This window comes from Komagataeibacter intermedius TF2 (assembly GCF_000964425.1).
GTDB lineage: Bacteria > Pseudomonadota > Alphaproteobacteria > Acetobacterales > Acetobacteraceae > Komagataeibacter > Komagataeibacter intermedius.
Genome location: NZ_BANF01000211.1, coordinates 1 through 18,899, shown reverse-complemented (window position 1 = coordinate 18,899; position 18,899 = coordinate 1). Strand labels below are relative to the sequence as shown.

Sequence of the window (18,899 nt, the reverse complement as noted above, 5' to 3'; positions counted from 1 at the left end):
ACGGCCTCGACTTCCATCGTGGCCTTGTCGGTTTCGATTTCCGCGATCACGTCGCCCGCGGCAATCGCATCGCCTTCCGCCTTGACCCAGCGGGCCAGCTTGCCTTCCGTCATGGTCGGCGACAGGGCGGGCATCAGGATGTTGATGGACATCGTGCGATCCCCCTTCACACAACCTGCCGGACGGCATTGATGATCCAGTCCGGGTTGGGCAGCGCGAGTTTTTCAAGGTTGGCGGCGAACGGCATGGGCACGTCGGCCCCGGCCACGCGCACCGGCGGCGCGTCAAGGTAGTCAAAGGCATGTTCGATCACCTGCATGGCGATTTCAGCGCCAATGCCCGCGAACGGCCAGCCTTCTTCCACCGTGACCAGCCGGCTGGTCTTCTTCACGCTGTCCACCACGGTCCCGGTATCCAGCGGGCGGATGGTGCGCAGGTTGATGACCTCGGCCTCGATCCCCTGCTCCGCCAGTTTTGCCGCCGCTTCCAGCGCAACCCCCACCATGATGGAGAAGGTGACGATGGTCACGTCGCGCCCTTCGCGCTCGACCTTCGCCTTGCCGATGGGCAGGATGAAGTCCTCATCTACCGGGCAGGGAAAACGCTGTCCGTACAGGATTTCATTTTCAAGGAAGATGACCGGGTTGGGATCGCGGATCGCGGCCCGCAGCAGGCCCTTGGCGTCCGCAGCCGACCAGGGCGCCACGACCTTCAGCCCCGGCACGTGACCGTACCAGCTGGCATAGCACTGCGAATGCTGCGCGCCCACGCGGGCAGCGGCCCCATTGGGGCCACGGAACACGATGGGGCACGACATCTGTCCGCCCGACATGTAGCGTGTCTTGGCGGCGGAATTGATGATCTGGTCAATGGCCTGCATGGCGAAGTTCATGGTCATGAACTCGACAATCGGCTTCAGCCCCGTCAGCGCGGCCCCGATGGCCATGCCGGTGAAGCCCTGTTCGGTAATGGGGGTATCGATCACCCGCTTTTCGCCGAATTCGTCCAGCAGCCCCTGCGAGACCTTGTACGCGCCCTGGTACTGGGCCACTTCCTCACCGATCAGGAACACGTCCTCATCGCGCGCAAGCTCGGCCGCCATGGCGTCGCGCAGGGCTTCACGCACGGTAATCTCGGCGGTTTCGCCCCAGTCCTTTTCAGGTTGGGCCGACACGGGCGGCGTGCCGGGGGCAGACGGCGTCGGGCCACAGGACGGCGGGACGGCCGCGGGGGCAGCGTCGGGGGCGACGTCGGCTGCGGGAGCCGCCGCCGCGGGCTGTGCATCCGCGTCCTCGCCATCCGCCAGCAGGATGGCGATAGGCGTGTTGACGGCCACGTTTTCCGTCCCTTCGGGGATCAGGATACGGCCCAGCACGCCTTCATCCACGGCCTCGACTTCCATCGTGGCCTTGTCGGTTTCGATTTCCGCAATCACGTCGCCTGCGGCAATCGCCTCGCCCGGCCTGCGCAGCCAGCGTGCGACCTTGCCCTCCTTCATCGTGGGGGACAGGGCGGGCATGAGTATTTCTGTTGCCATCTCTAATTCAGCTTTCCACCAGTATGTCCGTCCACAGTTCCGAGGGGTCGGGCTCGGGACTGGTCTGGGCAAACTCCGCCGCGTCCAGCACGACCGCCTTTACCTTGTCATCCATCGATTTCAGTTCGCTTTCGGCCACGCCGCGTTCCAGCAGTTCGCGGCGCACGCGGTCGATGGGGTCGTGGTTCCTGCGCACCTCATCCACTTCCGAACGCTGGCGATATTTTGCCGGGTCAGACATGGAATGGCCGCGGTAACGGTAGGTATCGACCTCCAGCAGCACCGGCCCCCTGCCCGCGCGGCAGTGGGCCACGGCCTCGGCCGCGGCGGCGCGCACGGCTTCGACATCCATGCCATCGACATGCATGCCCGGAATGCCCCACGGCTCCCCATTGCGCCACAGTTCCTTCGATGCGGAGGCGCGCTCGACGCTGGTGCCCATGCCGTAGCGGTTGTTTTCCAGCACGAACAGGCAGGGCAGCCTGTGCAGGGCGGCAAGGTTGAAGCTTTCGTAAACCTGTCCCTGGTTTGACGCCCCTTCGCCATAATACGTGACCGAGACTTCGTCCGTGCCCCGGTATTTGTTGGCGAACGCCAGCCCGATCCCCAGCGAGACCTGCGCGCCGACAATGCCGTGCCCGCCGTAGAAATGCTTTTCACTGGAGAACATGTGCATCGACCCGCCCTTGCCGTGGGAGTACCCTCCCTCGCGCCCGGTCAGTTCGGCCATCACCCCGCGCGGGTCCATGCCAGCGGCCAGCATCTGCCCGTGGTCACGGTAGGAGGTGATGATCTTGTCCCCCTGCTTGAGTTCCATCTGGATCCCGACCACGACCGCTTCCTGCCCGATATACAGGTGGCAGAAACCGCCGATCAGCCCCATGCCATACAACTGTCCCGCGCGTTCCTCGAACCGGCGGATCAGCACCATCTGATAATAGGCTTCCTTCAGGTCGGCCTCGGTCATGGCCCGGCTGTTATGCCCACCGGACAGGCCGTGATCTGTCTCGTTACTCATCAAACGTCCTCAGGTTCATGCTTGCTGCGCCACTGTTCTGGCGCGCCGCAATTGGAGGGGGTGCCAACACAGCCGTCATGGCGTTACGGCGTCATGGCACGATCATAATCGCCAGACGCGCCGCCAGATTTATGGATCACGTGTATCTGACCGATTTCCATGCCGCGTTCCACGGCCTTGCACATGTCATACAATGTCAGCGCCGCGACGGAGACGGCGGTCAGGGCCTCCATCTCCACCCCTGTCGGCCCGGTGGTGCGCACGCGCGCCGTAATTCCGATCCCGTCCCCCGCCGCATCCGGCACAAGGTCAACCTTCACCGATGAAATGGCCAGCGGGTGGCACAGCGGGATCAGGTCCGACGTCTTCTTGGCCGCCATGATGCCCGCGATGCGCGCCGTGGCCAGCACGTCGCCCTTGGGCATCTCACCCGACAGGATCATGGCCAGTGTCGCGGGCCGCATGCTGATATGTCCGTGCGCCACGGCTTCGCGCCGCGTATCCGGCTTGGCCGAGACATCGACCATGACCGCATTCCCCGCCGCATCAAGATGTGACAGCCGCGGCTCCGTCATGGCGCGGCGTCACCCGGGGCTGCGGCAGGCGCGTCCGGCGTGGTGCCCAGCAGCGCGTGGACGGCGGGGCCCACGTCTTCATACCGCAGCAGGCTTTCCCCCACCAGGAAGCCCGACGCGCCCACGGCGTTCAGCTTCATGACATCCGCATGGGTGCGGATGCCGCTTTCGGACACGATGATCCGGTCGGGCGGCACCAGGGGGGCCAGGCGGCAGGTGGTCTCGATATCGGTCTGCAGCGTCTTCAGGTTGCGGTTGTTGATGCCGATCAGCGAGGTATCGAGTGCCAGCGCGCGGTTCAGTTCGCCCTCGTCATGCACTTCCACCAGCACGTCCATGTCCAGCCCGCGCGCGATGTCCAGCAGTTCGGCCGCTTCCGCATCGGTCAGGATGGCCATGATCAGCAGGATGCAGTCCGCCCCGATCAGGCGGCTTTCATGCACCTGCCACGGGTCGATGATGAAATCCTTGCGCAGCAGCGGCAGCTTGCACGCCTCACGCACGCGCGTCAGGTCTTCCGCGCTGCCGTGGAAGCACGACCCTTCCGTCAGGACCGAAATGCAGGCCGCGCCCGCCTTTTCATATTCCTGCGCGATCACGGTGGGTTCGTAATCGGGGCGCAGGATACCGGCGGACGGCGACGCCTTCTTGATTTCCGCGATCAGCCCGATCTGGTGGTCAGCGGTTTTCTGCTTCAGCGCCTGCCCGAAGCCACGCGGCGGCGTGGTCACGTCCCGCGCGCGGGACGTGATTTCCTTCAGCGGCATGACCTTCGCGCGCTGCGCCACGTCCACCCGGGTCCGTGCACAGATACGTTCCAGAACATCGGGAATGCTGTCCACATCCGCGGGCTGGACACTACCTGTCTGGGGGGGGGTCATTGGCGTGTCGTTCATTTTCTACCCTGTTACTCTGTTTGGCATGTCCGCCCGGAAATTCCGGACAGCCTCCAGCACGGCCGCGACCGCACCATTATCAAGGGCACCGGCCGCGCGGCCGATGTTTTCCCGCAGGGCGGCATAGTCGATCGCGTCGCCACCCCGGATAATATTGTTCCCCTCACCCGCCACATGCAACGCCACCGCCGCGTTCAGCAGCACGGTGTCACGGTACGCGCCGCACGCGCCATGCGCCAGATCCCGCAGGGCGCATGCGTTATGCGCGGGCGCGCCACCGGCAATGGCCGAAATCGGCGCGGGCGCAAGCCCGGCGCGCGCCGCATCCACGACCAGAGGACGGATCAGCCCGTCTTCAAGGATGACGACATGGTTGGGACCGGCCAGGGTCAGTTCGTCAATGAACCGCCCTTCGCCGCAATCCCCGCTTATGGCCCAGACGCGCGTCGACCCGGTCGCCTGCAACGTGCGCACCATCGGGTCCAGCCAGTCGGGGGAGAATACGCCCACCATCTGGCGCGTCACGCCTGCGGGGTTACACAGCGGGCCAAGCAGGTTGAAAATGGTGCGAAAGCCCAGCGCCCGGCGCACCGCGCCCACATGCCGCATGGCGGGATGGTGATTTGTGGCGGCAAGGAAAGCCAGATTATGCTCCGCCACCATGGCACCGATATGCCCGTGGTCCACCGGCAGCGGCACGCCCAGCTCCTGCAGCACGTCCGTCGCCCCCGAGCGCGAGGACAGCGCCCGGTTGCCATGCTTGACCACCGGCACGCCAAGCCCGGCCAGCACGAACGCCACGGCGGTGGAGACATTCAGCGTGCCCAGCCCGTCGCCGCCCGTGCCGCATACGTCAATCGCCTGCGCCGGCATGTCGGGCACCGCCACCATGCGCGCGCGCATGGCGCGCACGGCGCCCTCCAGCTCGGTCACGGTCTCGCCGCGCATGTGCAGCGCGGTCAGGAAGGCGGCAAGCCCCCCTGCGCTGACCCGGCCATCCATGATCTGGTCAAAGGCGGCCTGCGCCATGTCCGCATCCAGGGCGCGGCCGTCCAGCGTCTGGTCCAGTATGTCGCGGAATTCCGGCGTCATGCCTGCATCCGCGGGCGCGCGGTTGCGCAGTTCGGCTTCCAGTTCCACCGGATCGGCAAGGATCCGGCCCTGCATGTACAATCCGGTCAGGAAGGCGATGGCGGGGACATCCCCCACCGCGCCACTTTTTATGGCCTCCAGCGCGTCCCTGGCCTGTTCTGGCGCCACGACTTCGCCGCCCGCGACACGTCCCAGACTATCGCGGAACGTGGTGCTGGCGACCGAGGCGCTGTCCCTGCTGCTGGCCATCGCCGGTCAGGCGGCCTTGCGCGGTGTGCTGGAGCCGCGTGCGATGGACAGGAAATTGGCCATGATCCTGTGGCCATATTCCGATGCAATGCTTTCGGGGTGGAACTGCACGCCAAAGATCGGCAACGTCGCATGGCGCAGGCCCATGATCACGCCATCATCCGTATGCGCCGTCGCCACAAGGGCGGCGGGCAGGCTGTCGGGCGCGACCGTCAGGCTGTGATAGCGGGTGGCGTTGAACGGGTCAGGCAGGCCGGTGAAGATATCGGTCCCGTCATGATACACGGGCGAGACCTTGCCATGCATCGGCACGGGCGCGCGCACGACTTTTCCGCCAAAGACCTGACCAATGGCCTGATGGCCAAGGCAGACGCCAAAAACCGGCACCTTTCCCGCCGCCGCCGCGATCAGGTCGCAGCAGATCCCGGCCTCGTTGGGGGAACAGGGGCCGGGTGAAATGACGATCGCCTCCGGCTTCAGCGCCAGCGCGTCCTCCACGCTGATCGCGTCATTGCGATAGACATCACATTTCTCCCCCAGATCCCCAAGGTAATGGACGAGGTTGAAGGTGAAGCTGTCATAATTATCGATCAGGAGGATCATGGGCGTATCATGGCTTTTCCACTGGGCCGGGTCAAACCCTCAGGTCCGGCCCGGCATGTCTTCCTCTTCTGTATCATGTCCACGCACGCCATCAAAACGCCTTATGCGTCGTCGCCACTGGCGAAGCGGACCGCCTCCTCCGCCGCGCGGAACAGGGCGCGGGCCTTCTGGCGGGTTTCCTCGTATTCTGCGTCGGGCACGCTGTCGGCCACCACGCCACAGCCCGCCTGCACGTACATCCGCCCGTCCCTGACCACCGCCATGCGCAGGCCGATGCAGGTATCCATGTCGCCATCGGGACCGAAATAGCCGATGCACCCGGCATAGGTGGCGCGACGGGTCGGTTCCACCTCGTCAATGATCTGCATGGCGCGGATTTTGGGCGCACCCGTCAGCGTGCCGGCGGGGAAGCCCGACATCAGCGCGTCCAGCGCCTCCAGATCAGGGCGCAGCGTTCCTTCCACGTTGGAGGAGATATGCATGACATGGCTGAAGCGTTCGATCACGAACTGCTCCGTCACCCTGACCGACCCCAGTTCGCATACCCGGCCCACGTCGTTGCGGCCAAGGTCGATCAGCATAAGATGTTCGGCGCGTTCCTTGGGATCGGCCAGCAGTTCGGCCTCCAGCGCCATGTCTTCGGCTGTCGTGCGGCCACGCGGGCGGGTGCCCGCCAGCGGGCGCACGGTCATGGTGCCTTCGCGCAGGCGCACCAGGATTTCCGGCGAGGACCCCACAAGACTGAACCCGTCCAGGTCGAGATAGAACAGGAAGGGCGCCGGATTGATCCGCCGCAGCGCGCGGTACAGCGCGAATGGCGGCAGGCTGAACGGCGCGCTGAACCGCTGGCTGGGCACGATCTGGAAGGCGTCGCCCGCCGCGATGTAGTCCTGCAGCCTGCGCACGACGCCGCAGAATTCCTCCCGCGTCATGGTGGACTGCGGCACGGGGGCCGGCATGTCGCCCACCGGCCCATCGGGCAGCTCGACGGGGGTGGACAGGGCGGCGCGGGCCTGCTGCAGCCGGTCCTGCGCCGCATCCCATATGGCTTCGGGCGCCTGCCCCGGCGCGGGACGCAGGGGGGCGGCCAGCAACAGTTCGTCGCGCACCGTGTCGAATATCGCGAACAGGCCCGGACGGATCATGATGCCTTCGGGCAGGTCGAGGTCATCGGCCGGCATGTCGGGCAGGTGCTCGACCTGGCGGATCATGTCATAGCCAAGGTAGCCGAACACGCCGCCGGTCATGGGCGGCAGCCCTTCGGGCAGGTCCATGCGGCTTTCATGCAGGATGCGGCGCAGGGACACCAGCGGGGCATCGGTTTCGGGCACGAATTCATGGGTGGCGGCGGCAGGATCATGACACACGCTGGCCCGGCCGTCATGGCAGCGCCAGATCAGGTCGGGCAGCAGGCCGATGACGGAATAGCGCCCGCGGGAGGTTCCGCCCTCGACACTTTCCAGCAGGAAGGCGTTATGCCCGCCATTGCCGCCCCCGTGGCTGCGCGCAAGGCGCGACAGCCGCAGGAAGGCGGCCACCGGCGTCAGCAGGTCCGCAGGCTCCACCCGCCATGCCACTGTGCCCCGGCCCGCGCGCAGGTCAGCCAGCGCCGCTTCACGCCGGGCGGCGTCAGCCTGCCGGAAGGAGGGACGGATGCGCGGGGCGTCTGCTGTCACTGTGCTGTTCCCGTATTCTGGCTACCTGTTACGTCCGACATCACCGCCTTGATGGCGGAATCGTTCGGCTTGGGCCTGACCACGCCTTCCAGCGCGCTGCCATAGGTCATTTCGATATCATCGCCCATCGACTGCGTCAGGCCCGCGCGCACGCGGTCATACAGGTTTTTCTGCGCGGTCGGGTCAGGATGGTTGATGGCCGTCAGCGTCGCGACCACGTAGGCGTCGCCCGCCTGCGTCATCACGCTCTGCCCCGGCTGGGACAGGCGGAAGATCAGGGCCGCCACCTCACGCGGGATTTCCGGCGCGGGCTGCATGGGGGAAATCGGCTGGCTGTGTTCCAGCCCGGCAATGGCGGGGCTGACATGGCCCAGACCGCCCTGCCCCTGTGCCTGCGTGTAATATGCCGTGGCCTGCTGGTCGGCCATGTGACGGCGGATATCGGCCAGCCATGCGGCGGCTACGCGCGGGCCAGCTTCCTGCAGGCTCAGGGCATGGCCGGGGGTCACGCCGTCAACCGATACCGCGTACCACACGCCATCAGGCCCCTGCAGCAGTTCGGGATTCGCGCCCTTCGCCTGCGCGAAGATACGCGCCACGATCGCCTGCCGCGCCGCGTCGCCACCCGGGATCGGGGCGGGGTTGCCGTCATGCGTCAGGCCCGCCGCATCCACATCGCCCGAGACGGCGGCGGCCCCGATATCGGTGGGAATGGACTCCAGCCCGCCACCGGCAATGGTATCCTGCAGCTTCTGCACCCGGTCAGCCAGAAGCGCCTGCGCACGGGAATGGGCAACCTGATCATGCAGCGCCTGACGCACATCGGCAAAGGGGGTTGCATGCGCGGGGGTGACGGCAGTCACGCGGAAGACGACCCAGCCGCCTTCGCTTTTGATCGGTCCCTGCGTTGCATCGGCGGGCGCGGCGAAGATCTGCCTGCCAAGATCGGCGGAGGGCACGTCCGTAACCTTGATGCCCGGCAGTTCCACCGCCGCCGCATCCCTGCCCGCATCCTTCTGCACCTGCGCCCATGCGCCTGCATCCGCCCACTGCGCGCGCAGGGCGGTGGCGCGCGCTTCGGTCGGCACGGTCACGATCTGCACGGTGCGGCGTTCGGGCGAATTGAAGGTCTGGGCCTGCGCCTCGTACGCCTTGTGCAGTTCGTCATCCGATATGTCGAGCTGGCGGCCGATCGTATCCGCCGACAGCACGACAATGCGGGCATGACGGAATTCGGGTGCGGTGAATTCCCACGGGTGATTGGCGTGGTAGCGGGCAAGCTGGGCCGGCGTGGGGGTGGCCGTAACCTGCTGGCTGTCGAACGGCACGCGCACAAGGTCGAGGGTGCGGGTCTGCGCCTCGAAATCAAACAGGCGGCGGACCATCACGTCGGGCACGGTGGCGCCATCGCGAATCGGCTGCAGCAGCACGCGCGACGCCTGTTCCTGACGCACCAGGTCCACCAGCCGCCCCTCGGACATGCCGGTCCGGCGCAGGCGGTCATTGAACAGCGCGCGGTCAAACTGCCCGTCGCGCCCCCTGAAGGCGGGGATGGAGAAGATTTCGTCCCGCACCACGGAATCGGGCACGATCAGGCCGTGGCGATCGGCGGCCTCGGCAATTTCGGCCTGCAGCACCAGGCGGGTCAGGACCTGCCGGGCGATCTGTTCACGCGTGGCCGCCGGAATCTGGGACGGATCGGACAGGTGCATGGACTGCGCCACCTGCGGCATCTCGGACTGCAGCGCGTTCTGGTACGACTGCACCAGAATGGGGCGATCGCCCACCCGCGCCACGACATCGGCGCGTTCGGTGCCGATGTTCATCAGCACGTCGCCCACGCCAAATCCGATGAAGGCAAGGAAAAACAGCCCGGCGACGATGCGTCCCACCCATGAATCGACAAACACGCGATACAGAAAAGATAGCATGAAAAACCCTGCGCCAGGACCAAGACAAAGCCGGACGGAACAGGGCGTACGCACCATGCGCGCCCATGTGGGCGCCCTGTTTTCCGGTCGGGCACCATACGGTCACGCCAGCGGCTTGACCAGCACAAGAATGCACGCACGCCCGTGATGCGGCGCAGGCGGGTTGCAACCGGGGTCGCGCCATGGTGTAGGCTGCACCCCCATGACAACCATGCCACGCACCGCGCAGGCGGCGCGCTGCCGCATGGGCGCAGGAGTGGAAACATGAAGCAGATAATTGTCGGCAACTGGAAAATGAATGGCCTGAGCGCGGATGCCGACGCGCTGGTGGACGGACTGGTCGCGGAACTGGCCACGCTGACCCCGCGGGCCGACGTGGTGGTCTGCCCGCCCTTCACGCAGCTGGCCCGCCTTGCGCCGAAGCTGAAGCAGGCCGGGATCGGTCTGGGCGCGCAGGACTGCCACAAGGATCGGTCGGGGGCCCATACCGGCGACATTTCCGCCCTCATGCTGGTGGACCTCGGCGTGGAATACGTCATCCTTGGCCATTCCGAACGCCGCGCCGAACACCATGAACTGGATGAAACCGTGCGCGAAAAGACGGTCGCCGCCATGCAGGCGGGCCTGACCCCCATCGTATGCGTGGGCGAAAACGACGACCAGCGCTCCGCCGGGGATTCGCAGGCCACCGTGGGCTGGCAGCTTGAGGGCTCGCTACCGCAGGGTTTCAAGGGGATTGTCGCGTACGAACCCATCTGGGCCATTGGCACGGGACAGGCCGCGTCCCAGCAGGATATTGCCGACATGGCCGCCTTTATCCGCGCCGAACTGGTGCGGCAGTTCGGTGATGCTGGCAAAACGATCCAAATCCTTTATGGTGGGTCCGTTAACGCACGCAATGTCACCGATATCCTGCCTGTCGAACACGTGGACGGGGCGCTGGTGGGCAATGCCAGCCTGAAGGCCGACGCCTTCGTGCCGCTTGTCCGCGCCGCCCGCGCTTCGTGATTGCCGCGCGGCGGGCGGGGCCCTGACTGGAAAGACGCATGATCACTGTTCTTCTTCTACTGCACCTGTTCGTCACCATTGCGCTGATCGGGACCATCCTGATCCAGCGCAGCGAGGGCGGCGGCCTTGGAATCGGCGGGTCGCAGGGCATGGGCTCCTTCATGTCCGGGCGCGGGACCGCAACGCTGCTTACGCGTTCGACCGCCGTGCTGGGCACGGTGTTCATGGTTCTGTCGCTGACACTTGCGGTCATGAATCGCGGGGCCTCGACCGGTGCGGGGCATGACATCCTGGCCCAGCCGCCCGTAACCGGCGCACCCGCGGACACACACTGATTTTTTCGCGGTTTATGGCGACTTTCAGAACTGCCCCGGCATTCCGTGCCGGGGCAGTTTTCATTTTTTCGGCCCATGTCGCGTCGTAGCCTTTGCAGCTTGGCTGCAAGCTGTGTAGAAAGGCCATCCATGACGCGGTTTGTATTCATCACCGGCGGCGTGGTGTCCTCCCTCGGCAAAGGCATTGCTTCGGCTGCCCTTGCTGCCCTGCTCCAGGCCCGTGGATATCGGGTCCGGTTGCGCAAGCTTGACCCCTACCTGAATGTCGATCCGGGGACGATGAGTCCCTATCAGCACGGCGAGGTTTTCGTGACCGACGACGGCGCGGAAACGGATCTGGACCTTGGCCATTATGAACGTTTTACCGGCGTGCACGCCACCCGGGCGGATAATGCCACGACGGGGCAGATCTATTCCGGCGTGATCGCGCGCGAACGGCGTGGCGATTATCTGGGCGCGACCGTGCAGGTCATTCCCCACATTACCGACTCGATCAAGGAAACGATCGTGGCGGATACCGAAGACCTCGATTTCGTCCTGGTCGAGATCGGTGGCACGGTGGGCGATATCGAAAGCCTGCCCTTCCTTGAATCCATACGCCAGCTGCGCAACGACCTTGGCCCCGACCAGACGATGTTCATCCACCTCACCCTTCTGCCGTGGATCGCTGCGGCGGGTGAGCTGAAGACAAAACCCACGCAGCATTCCGTCAAGGAACTGCAGAATGTCGGCATCCAGCCACAGATGCTGGTCTGCCGTTCGGACCGGGAAATACCCGAAAACGAACGCCGCAAGATCGCCAGCTTCTGCAATGTCCGCCCGCAGGCCGTGATCGCGGCGCGCGATGTGGACACGATCTATGCCTGCCCCATCTCGTACCACGCCGAAGGCATGGATACCGAGGTACTGCACCATTTCGGCCTGCCCACCACCCCGGATCCCGACCTGTCGCGGTGGGAAAAGATTGTCGATGCCGTCCGCCACCCCGACCGCGAGGTGCTGGTGACGGTGGTCGGCAAGTACACCGCCCTGCTGGACAGCTACAAATCCCTGATCGAGGCATTGCAGCATGGTGGCATCGCCAACCGTGCGCGCGTGCGCCTGAACTGGGTCGAGGCGGAAGATTTCGAGAAATCGGATGACGCGGTGAACAGCCTGGCCCGCAGCGACGCCATCCTGGTGCCCGGCGGGTTTGGCGAACGCGGGTCGGAAGGCAAGATCCGCGCCGTGAAATACGCGCGTGAAAACAACATCCCGTTCATGGGCATCTGCTTTGGCATGCAGATGGCGGTGATCGAATGCGCGCGCAACCTTGCGGGCATCACGGATGCGTCGTCGACCGAATTCGGGCCGACCGACCAGCCGCTGGTGGGTCTCATGACCGAATGGGCGCGGGGCAACGAACTGCTGCGCCGGCGTGAAGGCGGCGAAATGGGCGGCACCATGCGCCTTGGCGCCTATCCTGCAAAGCTGGCCGAAGGGTCACGGGCAGCCGAGACCTATGGCACCACCAACATCCGCGAACGCCACCGCCACCGCTACGAGGTCAATAACCACTACCGCGAACAGCTGGAAAAGACCGGCCTGCGCTTTTCCGGCATGTCGCCCGACGGCATCCTGCCTGAAGTGGTGGAATATCCCGACCACCCGTGGTTCATCGCGGTGCAGTATCACCCCGAACTGCTGTCCAAGCCGTTTGACCCGCATCCGCTGTTCTCCGGCTTCATCAGGGCGGCGGTCGCAAAGGCGACGGAACGGGCGGGCGGCAAGCGATGACCGACCATCGCGCCGTTGCCATTGGCGACCTGAGCATCAGCAACGAATCCCCTTTCGTGCTGATCGCCGGGCCCTGTCAGATCGAATCCCTGCAGCAGGCCAGTGAAGTGGCCGACGCGCTGCATGGCATTGCAGCGAAGCTGGGCATCGGGCTGATCTACAAAAGCTCGTTCGACAAGGCCAACCGCACGTCCATCAACGGCGCGCGTGGCGTGGGCATGGCGCAGGGGCTGGATATCCTGTCGCAGGTCCGTGCGCGCTTCGGCATGCCGGTGCTGACCGACGTGCACCAGCCCGACCAGTGCGCCCCGGTGGCGGAAGTGGCCGACGTGCTGCAGATCCCCGCCTTCCTGTGCCGCCAGACCGACCTTCTGCTGGCGGCGGGGCAGACGGGGGCGGCGGTCAATATCAAGAAGGGGCAGTTCCTTGCCCCGTGGGACATGGCCAATGTCGCGGCCAAGATTGCCTCCACCGGCAATGACCGCATCATGCTGTGTGAACGCGGCACGTCGTTTGGCTACAACACGCTGGTCAATGACATGCGCGCCCTGCCGATCATGGCGGGAACCGGCTATCCCGTGATCTATGACGCCACCCATTCGGTGCAGCAGCCCGGTGGCCTCGGGTCGGCTTCGGGCGGGCAGCGGGTGTTCGCGCCCATCCTTGCGCGTGCGGCGCTGGCCATCGGGGTGGCGGGGGTGTTTATCGAAACCCATCCCGATCCCGATACCGCGCCGAGTGATGGCGCAACCATGCTGCCGCTGGCCTGCATGGAGGACCTGCTGTCATCCCTGCAGCAGTATGACCGGCTGACCAAGCAGTCCCCGCCGGACGTAATCATCTGACCTGTGTTCCCATCCCCGATCGGGGATGGGGCACGCGCCGCCCGTTCCCTCCGGTGGTATGACCATTGGTGGTTTTCCGCGCCTGCCCGGTCATGGTGCGGAACGTGATGTGCTCCTGTTCCCACCGTACCCCATGATATAATAAACTATATATGGGTAGTATATATGCAGTATATATATGGCGAGGATCTGGCGCAGGATGGGGTTCGGTGGGAACGCCGGGCATAAAACCGCGGTTTTCCGGTCTTTTTGCGTTCCTCCGGTTCCGCGCCCGTACCCCTACGTGCCCATGCGGCGCAGGATCGCGGCTCCGGCTTCGTCAAAGGCCCGTGCGCTGAATGTCTGCATCACCCACTCCCGCGCGGCCTGTCCCATACCGGCCAGTTGCCCGGGGGCGCGCAGGGCGGCCTCCAGCTTGCCAGCCAGCTGAGATGGCCGGTCCGGGGCGACTTTCCAGCCGGTAACCCCATCCACAATGGACTGGTTCATCTCCCCCACCGCACTGCCCACGACCGGCAGGCCCATGTTCATGGCTTCATGCGCGGCGATGCAGAAACCTTCGTAGCGCGAGGGCTGCACATACATGTGGCATTGCCGCAGGAAGGACTGCACGTCCTCGACATAACCGGCAAACTGCACATTGTTCAGGCCATGCCGGTGGCAGAAAGCCTGCAGGCGGTCATGTTCCGCCCCTTCCCCGCCAATGACCACGCGGTAGGGTGGCAGGCCCGGCACGTCACGCAGGTGAACAAGCGCGCGGCACAGCACATCATACCCCTTTGAACCATGCAGCCGCCCGAGCGAGCCGATCCGCACCACCTGCCCCGGCTGCCATGCAGGCGCGGGGGCCGCGTCGGGCCAGACGCGAAAGATGGGCCAGCACATGACGCGACTGGCGGGCAGGTCCAGCTTCTGGCAGGTCAGCGCGGTGACATAGGCGGAATCCCCCACCCAGATCCGGCTGAGGTTTTTCATGCTGCGCAGCAGCGTCAGGTTGGCGGGGCGCAGGAACGCATTATGCTGCCAGCTGATCACGGGAATGCCCTGCCATGCCCCCACCAGTTCCCCCAGCAGAGTCGCGCGTGTCAGCGATGTCCACAGGTGGGTGGGCCGGATGCTGCGTACCCAGGCATCCAGCCTGTGCAGCTGCCGGGGAATGGGGGCGTCATCCGCGTCCAGCACGGTGGCAGGCACCCCGGCGGCGCGCAGCACGGGCAGGGCGCGCCCGTTGCGCCGGCATATGGCGGCGACATGCACCTCATGCCCATGCTGGCGGAAGACCTCCGCAATGGCGGGAATGGGAAGGGCAGCGCCACCACCTTCAAACGTATTGATAATGTAGGCGATGCGCATGCCCCGTACACTCCGTGCCCTGAACCGGCCGGACAGGATAGCATCACGTATTCCGGCGGGTCATTGGGCTGCTGGCCTAATCCTTACATAAAAATGTAACAATTTCCTTCGCGGCGCGATAGGCGGCGGTTTCACCGGGAACGGTATGGAATGTCGCATCGAATGCGGCCTGCTGGCGGGCGGCAAACAGGCGCTGCTGTTCACATGCCACGGCAAGGGCATGGGGCAGCTGGTCCACGCCCTCGATCACCTGTCCCATGTTCCAGTGCGCATAGCTGGGGTTGTCGCGCCAGCGCGCATGGTGGGAATTGAGGAAGATGCACGGGCGCGGCCGGGCGATCCATTCATAGACCTGGCTGCTGGCATCCCCCAGGTAGATGTCGGCGGCAAGGACATAGGACATGTCCACCGAATTCTGGCTGCCGGTATCAATGCGTATGTGCGACAGGTTACGCAGCCGTTCGGGTATCTTCCGGCGCAGGCGGATGCGGCGGTGTTCGACCGATGTCTGCAGCCTGCGGCGGAACAGCATGACATGGGGCGCGAAGATCAGGTTGTACTCATCATGCCGCGCGAACCATTCCAGCACCTCGATCCCCATGTCCCACCATGATGACAGGACCGGGTCGAAATGAGGGTTGTACAGGACGGTGGGCCGGTCATTGTCAAAAAAACGTGGCCGCGCCGTCATGTCCACGGTGTCGAATTTGGGATAGCCGACAACGGCATGGTGACCGGGGCGGATCAGGTTTTTGTGCAGCATGCGCTCACGCGTCTTGGCGCCGGGCAGCAGCACAAGGTCGAAAAACCGGGTCACGTCGCGAAACCCGATGGACCGGTCCCCCGCCCCGTGCGGCAGGTAGATCAGCCGGACATCCAGGTTGAAATGGCTTTTCAGCAGCGCCGATGTCGTCTCGGGCACCACCAGCGCGTCAAACCCCGCGAACAGGTCGATGTTTTCGCGCAGGTTGGCAATGCGGCGGAACGGCACGACCGCCCGCGCCACCGTGTTTATGGCCCGGGACAGCGGCCCGATATCAATCCGGGCGTATGTCACGCGCTCCGCGCAGGCGGAAATGGTTTTGCGGACATGGGCTTCCTGCGCCGCGGTAGAGGTAATGACCGTTACATCCTGCCCCATGGCCACAAGTTCACAGATGATCGGCGCCGTATGCGGGACCTGATGGGTGCAGTCGTGATTGAACAGGAAACCGATCTTCATGTGCCGCCATGCCATGAGGGAGAAGTGTCGGGTCATACAACGGGAATGAACGCAGGGGAACCGCTCCGTTCCCGACGGGCGGCCTGCGCGTCGGGTCGGGCATGGACCGGACGCCCTGTGCGCGGCCTCCGCAGAAAGTGAAGGACACGCGCCACCCGCACCGCGCCCTGTCTGCGCATGATATTGGCCCGGTGGCGGGCCGGACGGAAGCAGGGCACGGGCTCGCGGTTATTGCGAACAGGTCTTAATTCCGGCACGCTGTCGCAGACAGGCCCCCGCCATGTCAGCGCGCGGGCGTTTCCCGGCAGGATACCGGCCTGTCATCCCGCTGCTGTTACGGCTGCCGTGCGATCCGGAATAAGGAATATCCCATGCTTACATCCCGACTGAAACTGTTCACCATCCTTGCCGGACTGGCCTGCGCGCCTGCCCTGGCCCATGCCGCCGATACGGCGTCCGGCAGCCTGATCGGCAATGACGGCACCGACCACGGCAGCCTGCATGTCACGGACGCGCCAAAGGGCGTGCTGGTGCATATCGAGGCGAAGGGACTGATCCCCGGCTGGCACGGCATTCACTTCCATGAAAAAGGCGACTGCGGGCCGCCGAAGTTCAGCAGCGCGGGCGCGCATGTCCATGCGGCCAGCCCCGTCGTGCATGGCCTGCTGAACCCGAACGCCAATGACGCGGGCGACCTGCCCAATGTGTTTGTCAATCAGGACGGGACGGCAACGGTGGAGCTGTATTCCACCCTTGTATCCCTGAATGGCAGGGATGGCCGTCCTGCCCTGCTGGATGCCGACGGGTCGGCGCTGGTCATCCATGCCAATCCCGATGATTACCGCACCCAGCCCATTGGTGGCGCGGGCGACCGCGTGGCCTGCGGCGTGATCCATTAACGCGGCTGGCATCCATTCCGGTCGCGGGACAGCCGCGGCCGGCGTCTTACGCCCTGTCACGCCATGCCAGAAGGCACAGGGCCTGCATGCACACCGCCCCCAGCGGCAGCCAGACAAATCCCGCCGTAATCCACCATGACACTTCCAGTGGCTGTGCCGCCCCATCCGCAACGTAATGCCCGTGTGACAGGAACTGCGCCAGGACGAAGCCGGTCAGGCCCATCGCCAGTTTCGTGACCCATGTATTGATCGAATACGCCAACCCTGCCGATCCGGTCGAGGTACGCGGGTTCCCATCATCCACGGCCTGGGCCAGCAGGGTATAATACAGCGGCGACATGCCCCCCTGCGCCAGCGCCAGAAGACCTGCGGACAGGAAAAAACCCGTCATGGACGCCCCCGCGACAGCCATGGCCAGATAGGCCGCACCCTGCGCGATCAGGCATGCGATCCCGCTGCGGACAGTGCCCAGACGCCGCGCAAGTGGCCCGCACGCGGGCACGCCCGCAAACAGCAGGACGGTGATGAACGTAATGATATTGGCGCCCAGCTGCTCCGTGCCGCCAAGAACAATGCGGGCGTAATACAGGGCAAACCCGAACAGGGCCGCCTGCCCCACGAAATAGAAGAACGCGAGCATGTTGCTCAGCACCCACCGCCGGTTGCCAGACAGATGGCGCAGCGTAACCACCAGTCCCTGCCGGACGGGTGCTGGCGGGTGCCGCACGGTGCAGCCACGCGCCACGCACAGCCACAGGAGGCTGCCCACAACCGACAGGACCAGCACATAGACCGCCATGCCATACCGGTGCTGTGCCGCACTGTCGCCCCCGCCCAGCCATGTCATGGCGGGAATGGTCATAAGCGCCACAAACAGCGATCCCGCCTGACATCCCATCATGCGGAATGCATTCAGGCTGACGCGCGCCGCCGCACTCCGGCTGATCATGACCGACAGCGCACCATAAGGCGTGTTGATGCAGGAATAGATCGCGCCGAATACAATATAGGTCAGCCCCGCCCACAGGATTTTCCCCGTGGGCGAAAACGGCAGGGCCACAAAGCACAGGAAACCCGTCACGCCAAAGGGAATGGCAAGCGCCCGGATCAGGCGCGGCACGATCAGCCCCCCCATGCGGTCAACGACATAGCCGATGGCCGGATCGCAGAAGGCATCCACAACGCGGGCCACCAGCAATATCCATGATACCGCCACCAGCGGCAGGCCATATATGTCCGTGTAATAATACATGAGGTAGGATGAGGTCATGCCCCACATCATGTTGGAGGCGACATCGCCGCAGCCGTAGGCCACCTTCTCTTTCAGGGGGAGCGTCTGCCTGTCTTCCATTTTCTGGTGTTCCCTGACGTCCGCGGCAAGAACGGCATGCTATCATGCGCGGATGCACGGACAAGCCATGAGACATCGTGCGGGGCGGTTTGAAACAGGCGACACCTGAAAACTGTTCCTGTTTTTTATAAATGCGTGCGTTCATACAATCTGTCAGGGCGTTACTGGCCTGCACGGCGTCACGGTTGCAGGTTTTCTTTCCCGCAACAAAAAAGGCCCGACGACATGCCGGGCCTTCCGTCTGGGTGATGGGATCAGTTGGACGTGCTGCTGTTCTGGTTCCAGCCGCCATTGTGATCACCACCGCGACCGCCGCCGTGCTCGCCCCAGCTGCCGTTCTGGCTGTCGCCGCCACGATCCCCGGGGCCGTTGTTCTGGCCGCCACGGTTCTCGCCACCGCGATCCCCGTTTTCGCCGGGGCCGCCGTTCCGGTTTTCACCGCCCTGGCCATTGTGACCACTGGTCCTGCCATGGCCGCCATGCTTGCCGCCGTGATGGCCATGACCACCGTGGCCACGATGCTCGCCCTGCCC

Annotated in this window: 19 protein-coding genes; 6 read left to right on the top strand and 13 right to left on the bottom strand. The window is 65.0% G+C overall.

The genetic code is table 11. The features are described 5' to 3' along the window. From B7449_RS16440 to B7449_RS21395, 10 genes are all read right to left on the bottom strand, one after another. The coding region (locus tag B7449_RS16440) for a biotin/lipoyl-containing protein (RefSeq protein ID WP_305778422.1) at positions 1-152 on the bottom strand (152 nt) is incomplete at its 3' end. A gap of 14 nt (positions 153-166) precedes the next feature. After that, entirely contained in the window at positions 167-1,537 is a 1,371-nt protein-coding gene (locus B7449_RS16435) for a pyruvate dehydrogenase complex E1 component subunit beta (RefSeq protein WP_039732599.1), read from the bottom strand. 7 nt (positions 1,538-1,544) lie between these two features. Beyond that, positions 1,545-2,504: a pyruvate dehydrogenase (acetyl-transferring) E1 component subunit alpha gene (gene pdhA / locus B7449_RS16430; protein WP_235721073.1), complete on the bottom strand. Its 960-nt coding sequence runs from the start codon at positions 2,502-2,504 to the stop codon at positions 1,545-1,547. Positions 2,505-2,638: 134 nt separating this feature from the next. Next, entirely contained in the window at positions 2,639-3,130 is a 492-nt protein-coding gene (gene moaC / locus B7449_RS16425) for a cyclic pyranopterin monophosphate synthase MoaC (protein WP_039732597.1), read from the bottom strand. Then, complete coding sequence (gene trpC / locus B7449_RS16420) at positions 3,127-4,011, bottom strand: indole-3-glycerol phosphate synthase TrpC (RefSeq protein WP_048883841.1); 885 nt, start codon at positions 4,009-4,011, stop codon at positions 3,127-3,129. The genes moaC and trpC overlap by 4 nt, the downstream gene beginning before the upstream one ends. A gap of 18 nt (positions 4,012-4,029) precedes the next feature. Next, positions 4,030-5,367, bottom strand: coding sequence for an anthranilate phosphoribosyltransferase (gene trpD / locus B7449_RS16415; protein ID WP_039732594.1), 1,338 nt, complete (start codon positions 5,365-5,367; stop codon positions 4,030-4,032). 6 nt (positions 5,368-5,373) lie between these two features. Beyond that, positions 5,374-5,970, bottom strand: a complete 597-nt coding sequence (locus B7449_RS16410) for an anthranilate synthase component II (RefSeq protein ID WP_039732593.1) — start codon at positions 5,968-5,970, stop codon at positions 5,374-5,376. Between the two features lie 101 nt (positions 5,971-6,071). Further along, positions 6,072-7,646, bottom strand: a complete 1,575-nt coding sequence (gene trpE / locus B7449_RS16405) for an anthranilate synthase component I (protein ID WP_039732592.1) — start codon at positions 7,644-7,646, stop codon at positions 6,072-6,074. Continuing rightward, entirely contained in the window at positions 7,643-9,634 is a 1,992-nt protein-coding gene (locus B7449_RS16400) for a peptidylprolyl isomerase (protein WP_048883840.1), read from the bottom strand. The genes trpE and B7449_RS16400 overlap by 4 nt, the downstream gene beginning before the upstream one ends. Before the next feature lie 45 nt (positions 9,635-9,679). Next, positions 9,680-9,823 (bottom strand): hypothetical protein, encoded by a 144-nt coding sequence (locus tag B7449_RS21395; protein ID WP_167335764.1) that lies wholly within the window; start codon positions 9,821-9,823, stop codon positions 9,680-9,682. Positions 9,824-9,841: 18 nt separating this feature from the next. Here B7449_RS21395 and tpiA point away from each other — a divergent pair, with 18 nt between their 5' ends. The 4 genes from tpiA to kdsA all read left to right on the top strand — a co-directional run bounded on the left by tpiA (position 9,842) and on the right by kdsA (position 13,541). Further along, positions 9,842-10,585, top strand: a complete 744-nt coding sequence (gene tpiA, locus B7449_RS16395) for a triose-phosphate isomerase (protein WP_039732591.1) — start codon at positions 9,842-9,844, stop codon at positions 10,583-10,585. A gap of 38 nt (positions 10,586-10,623) precedes the next feature. Continuing rightward, positions 10,624-10,920 (top strand): preprotein translocase subunit SecG, encoded by a 297-nt coding sequence (secG, locus tag B7449_RS16390; RefSeq protein ID WP_039732590.1) that lies wholly within the window; start codon positions 10,624-10,626, stop codon positions 10,918-10,920. Between the two features lie 129 nt (positions 10,921-11,049). Then, on the top strand, positions 11,050-12,696 hold the full coding sequence (locus tag B7449_RS16385) for a CTP synthase (protein ID WP_039732589.1): 1,647 nt from the start codon (positions 11,050-11,052) through the stop codon (positions 12,694-12,696). Further along, complete coding sequence (gene kdsA, locus B7449_RS16380; RefSeq protein ID WP_039732588.1) at positions 12,693-13,541, top strand: 3-deoxy-8-phosphooctulonate synthase; 849 nt, start codon at positions 12,693-12,695, stop codon at positions 13,539-13,541. Before B7449_RS16385 ends, kdsA begins: the two co-directional genes overlap by 4 nt. 279 nt (positions 13,542-13,820) lie before the next feature. On the opposite strand, the gene B7449_RS16375 is transcribed toward kdsA, so the two are convergent. Both B7449_RS16375 and B7449_RS16370 read right to left on the bottom strand, forming a co-directional pair. After that, positions 13,821-14,894: a glycosyltransferase family 4 protein gene (locus B7449_RS16375; protein ID WP_039732587.1), complete on the bottom strand. Its 1,074-nt coding sequence runs from the start codon at positions 14,892-14,894 to the stop codon at positions 13,821-13,823. A gap of 76 nt (positions 14,895-14,970) precedes the next feature. After that, the gene (locus tag B7449_RS16370) at positions 14,971-16,116 is read right to left on the bottom strand and encodes a hypothetical protein (protein WP_242407757.1); all 1,146 of its coding nucleotides are present in this window, start codon (positions 16,114-16,116) and stop codon (positions 14,971-14,973) included. 371 nt (positions 16,117-16,487) lie between these two features. Between B7449_RS16370 and sodC the strand changes: the two genes are divergently transcribed. Beyond that, a complete protein-coding gene (sodC, locus tag B7449_RS16365; protein WP_039732584.1) occupies positions 16,488-17,015 on the top strand; it encodes a superoxide dismutase[Cu-Zn] in 528 nt (175 codons plus the stop codon). A gap of 46 nt (positions 17,016-17,061) precedes the next feature. Here the strand turns inward: sodC and B7449_RS16360 are convergent, their stop codons facing one another. Beyond that, complete coding sequence (locus tag B7449_RS16360) at positions 17,062-18,366, bottom strand: MFS transporter (protein WP_039732583.1); 1,305 nt, start codon at positions 18,364-18,366, stop codon at positions 17,062-17,064. A 248-nt stretch (positions 18,367-18,614) separates the two neighbouring features. Between B7449_RS16360 and B7449_RS16355 the strand changes: the two genes are divergently transcribed. Beyond that, a partial coding sequence (locus B7449_RS16355) for a hypothetical protein (RefSeq protein WP_082084923.1) occupies positions 18,615-18,899 on the top strand: 285 nt, incomplete at its 3' end.